At 33.0% G+C, this 3,933-nt stretch carries 2 protein-coding genes; one reads left to right on the top strand and one right to left on the bottom strand.

Features of this window, described 5'->3' with window-relative positions; all coding sequences use genetic code 11:
* Positions 1 to 725 precede the first annotated feature (725 nt).
* Positions 726 to 1,736: an aldo/keto reductase gene (locus ACWVCY_RS06335; RefSeq protein WP_455141252.1), complete on the top strand. Its 1,011-nt coding sequence runs from the start codon at positions 726 to 728 to the stop codon at positions 1,734 to 1,736.
* 206 nt (positions 1,737 to 1,942) lie between these two features.
* Here the strand turns inward: ACWVCY_RS06335 and ACWVCY_RS06330 are convergent, their stop codons facing one another.
* Positions 1,943 to 3,334 carry an MFS transporter gene (locus ACWVCY_RS06330; protein ID WP_455141250.1) on the bottom strand — a complete coding sequence of 464 codons (1,392 nt, stop codon included), beginning with the start codon at positions 3,332 to 3,334 and terminating at the stop codon, positions 1,943 to 1,945.
* Between the last annotated feature and the right edge of the window lie 599 nt (positions 3,335 to 3,933).

The following is a 3,933-nucleotide window of genomic DNA, read 5'->3' as shown; positions in this document are numbered from 1 at the left end:
TAGCACCCCCACCGAAAGCGATTTTTAACCCAGGTTTGATAGCTTCAGTTACCAATGTAGAGAGAGATCCCATTCTAACCATTTTTTCTTCATCCTATTCGCTTAAAACAGAAACTATTGACTTATAATATCTGATTGTTGGTAGTTAAGAATATCATAAAATCATCATTTCATAAAAATAAGTGTTTTTACTCCTCACAAATCAATTTTTTCATCTTAATATGAATAATAGATACATTAATTATTAGTTTCCCCTTTTTTTTCCCCTAATCTATTTCCTAACAGAAGCTCTACTATCCTGAAAAAGAACTATCAATGAAAGTGATTATTAATTAACAGTGTTATAATCTTATGGGAAGATAGAAATAGAAATTTAAAAAACAGAATTATTAACGGGAGTTAGCTTGTTATTTGTAAAGACCTAAAAACATCTTTAATTTCATATTTTATTATATGTAAAGAAAATTAAAGCAGAAAATTTTTCGCCATTAACTAAAATTTAAAATAGAAGAACGATTCAAAGACTATTTGAAACACGTGAAAGCTGTTCTAAAACATTAAATAGTCTAGAAATAGATACGAAAAGGTAGCCTAGTGAAATGAATCTACCTCAATAATGATGAATTCAATTCAAATTGAAATTTTCTCTTCTAGAGAATGCATATTAGAATTCAATGTTATTAGAACCTTTTGTAAGCATTCGATAAATGAAAGTGACTATTATTATGCTAACAAGAAGAATGGGTAAAAGTAACATAAAAGTTAGTGGGTTGGGAATGGGATGTTGGGCGATTGGAGGTCCGTTCAAAGGGAAAAATGATCAATATCTAGCTTATGGTAATGTTGATGATAAGGAGTCTATACGAACCATACATAAAGCACTTGAATTAGGAGTTAATCTCTTTGATACAGCTGAAGCTTATGGGATAAAAGGACGAAGTGAAGAAGTCCTTGGAGAAGCTCTGAGAGGAAGACGTGAAAGTGTTGTGATTGCTACAAAATTTAATACAGTATATGATGATGCGAAAGAAACTACCCCTGACATTAAAAAAATACGTGAAAAAATAAATATTGCGGTCAACGGAAGCTTAGAACGATTAAAAACCAATTATATCGATATTTATCAATTACATAATGCTGTACAGCAACCAGAAAGTGCATTGGTTATTAGAGACGTTTTGGAAGAACTTGTTGATGAAGGGAAAATTCTCTATTATGGATGGAGTACCGATGATGCGAATCGTGCAGAAGAATTTGCTAAAGGAAAACATTGCACTGCCATGCAATATGTTCTAAATCTGACAAGATATAATACTCCGATGTCTAAATTATGTGAAAATGCTGATATGGCAGGAATTATCCGGCAACCATTACAAAGTGGAATTTTAACAGGAAAATATTCACCAAACACAAAACGAACCGCTAACCATATGCTTGGAAGCTATGACTTTACTCAAGAACGATATTTAAAAATTTTTAAGGCTTTAGATCAGTTAAAAGAGATATTAAAGGATGAAGAAAGTTCCTTAGCTCAAATTGCATTAAGATATATCTGGTCTAAGGATCAGCGTGCAATACCCATCCCAGGAGCAAAAACCGTTGAGCAAATCGAACTAAACACAGATGCATTAAATTTTGGCCCTTTATCTAACCAATTAACAAACGAAATTGATGTGATATTTCACGATATTAGTCAAGATTTCTCCTACGAGAATTTCGCTTATTATAAGAAATGATTAAAGAATATTTGTAAAAATTTGACTCCCAATCACTAGATTTAAGCTAATTAGTAACTAGATATTGCATTCATAGTTTGTTAGGAGTTTATCTGTGTATCCCACTTCCTGCAAAAGGATGAGCTAGGCTTTGAATATCATACTGGCTTTAGCTTATCCTTCATTTCTCTCTTAAAATATGAGTTTCTGAAAATAGAAAAAACTGATCAGTCATGCAATGCTAATGTCTCAATTGTTTGATCTTTTGATAATTTAATTGGCTGTGTATAGATTAGAAGGAAAATACTACCAATAATCGAAAAAATTCCAGCTAAAGCAAATGTTGCTCCTACTCCAAATAATTTAATGCCAAGGAATGAAAAATGAATGCTAAAGAAAGCATCATAAACTACTCCCCCAAGAAGAGGCCCAATAATTGAACCAAGATTAAATAAAGCTTGGACTATTCCAAATTCCTTACCCCGAACAGCTTCTGGTATCATATCACTTTGCAATGCACGAAAAGATGGTTGAAAAATGCTCCACATAAACCTTGTTGCAATAAAAAGAACTATTACACTCAGTAATCCCCATTCAATCCCCAATAACACGTAAAATATTCCTCTAAAAAGTCCAGAAATCCATGTGACGTTTTTTCGACCAAATTGATCACTCAAATATCCCCCCAATGGATTTCCACTTAAAGCAAGAACACCAACTATCCCTACAATGAGTGCAACAACAGTGGCATCAAGAAAGAAAAAATCAGATAAGAATAGCGTCATAATCGGGAAAATCATAGCATTACCAAATCCATTGATTATTGCAACAATGTAAATTACATACAGACTTAGAGTACGATAAGATGTTTTTTGATTGAATGTCTTCAGAAGATACTTAGGTGATTCTACAGTCTTCGCCATCATCAGCTTGGTAACCGCTTTGAATTCTTCAAAGATGTTTGATTTACTTTTTTCTAAGTCCTTTGGATCCTTCACAAGTAATGCAACAATTGCTGTAGCTAGGATTCCCAATATTCCTTGGGAAATGAATGTTAAACGATATGAAAGAAACGGTGATAGTAGGATAATTTCATTAAAGAAACCGTATACAATCGCTCCTAAAAACGGTCCTGAAGCCATTCCAGCCTGCATACTCATTATATAATAACCAAGATTTCTACCTGTATTTTCTTTTGAAGATGTATCAACAATTAAGGCTTCACCAACGGGCCAAACGGCTGCTGATGCCATTCCCTGTAAGCCTCTCATCAATAGAAGGGAAACAAAATCATAGGCTAATCCATATCCAACCAAAAGAAAAGCATAAGCTGTCATTCCAACCAAGATGATAGGTTTACGACCAGATGAATCAGATAGATCTCCATAAGCTGGTGCCATCATAAATCTCATAAACATGAAGGCTGAGGTCAAAACTCCTATTTGAAACGCTAGACCCACACTGATTCCAAAAAGTGAGTAGGCTGACAAAATCTCCTTGACATAAAGTGGAAAAAATGGCATTATGACTCCAAAGCCTGCTGTTACAACATATGAAGCCAAACATAAGGCGATTAAATTATTCTTGGCAAATTTTACATATATCTGAGAATCTACCAAAGGGAAATCATCCATAAAGCTTAATTCTCGTTTCTAAAGTGAGATCAAGGAAGTCGTTTCGTAATGACGCACTCGTGAAATAAGGTTCTTTAAAGCTCTGCAATATGAAGATAGAATCTCAATCATATCCCTTTGTCATAGATCAAAAACACTGTTTCATTCTTCCCAATAGTTAATAGTATTGATTTTTCGTTAGTTCTATGATAATTTATAATAAAAATCTTAATTCTTCTAATCCTGATTGTTATAGCTGTATGTCTAAAGAATATTTTGAGGAAAAATAAACAACTGATGGTATTTTAAGTCGAATAGATATAGATGAGACCATTTTATGATCTGAAGAAAAAATAATCGCAAAATAATTCAGATACTTTTAACAACAGATAGACAAGAATTCAAATCAATTCACTCTATTAACACTCAGAACTTCATTATTTCCCTATTGACCATAAAGAAGAGATTAACAGAATTATTCAAATAAACTACAAGAGGTTCGAATCCTAATTTGAAAACTCTTTAATTTGGTGTGAACTCCACAACCATTAACAACCCAATAGACAGGTTAAAATTCGGGATATCCTTTAAATTCCTCCAATTCC

It is taken from the genome of Candidatus Hodarchaeum mangrovi, from assembly GCF_975850365.1.
Note: the sequence above shows the minus strand (reverse complement) of the source record. Positions and strands in the feature narration are given on the sequence as shown.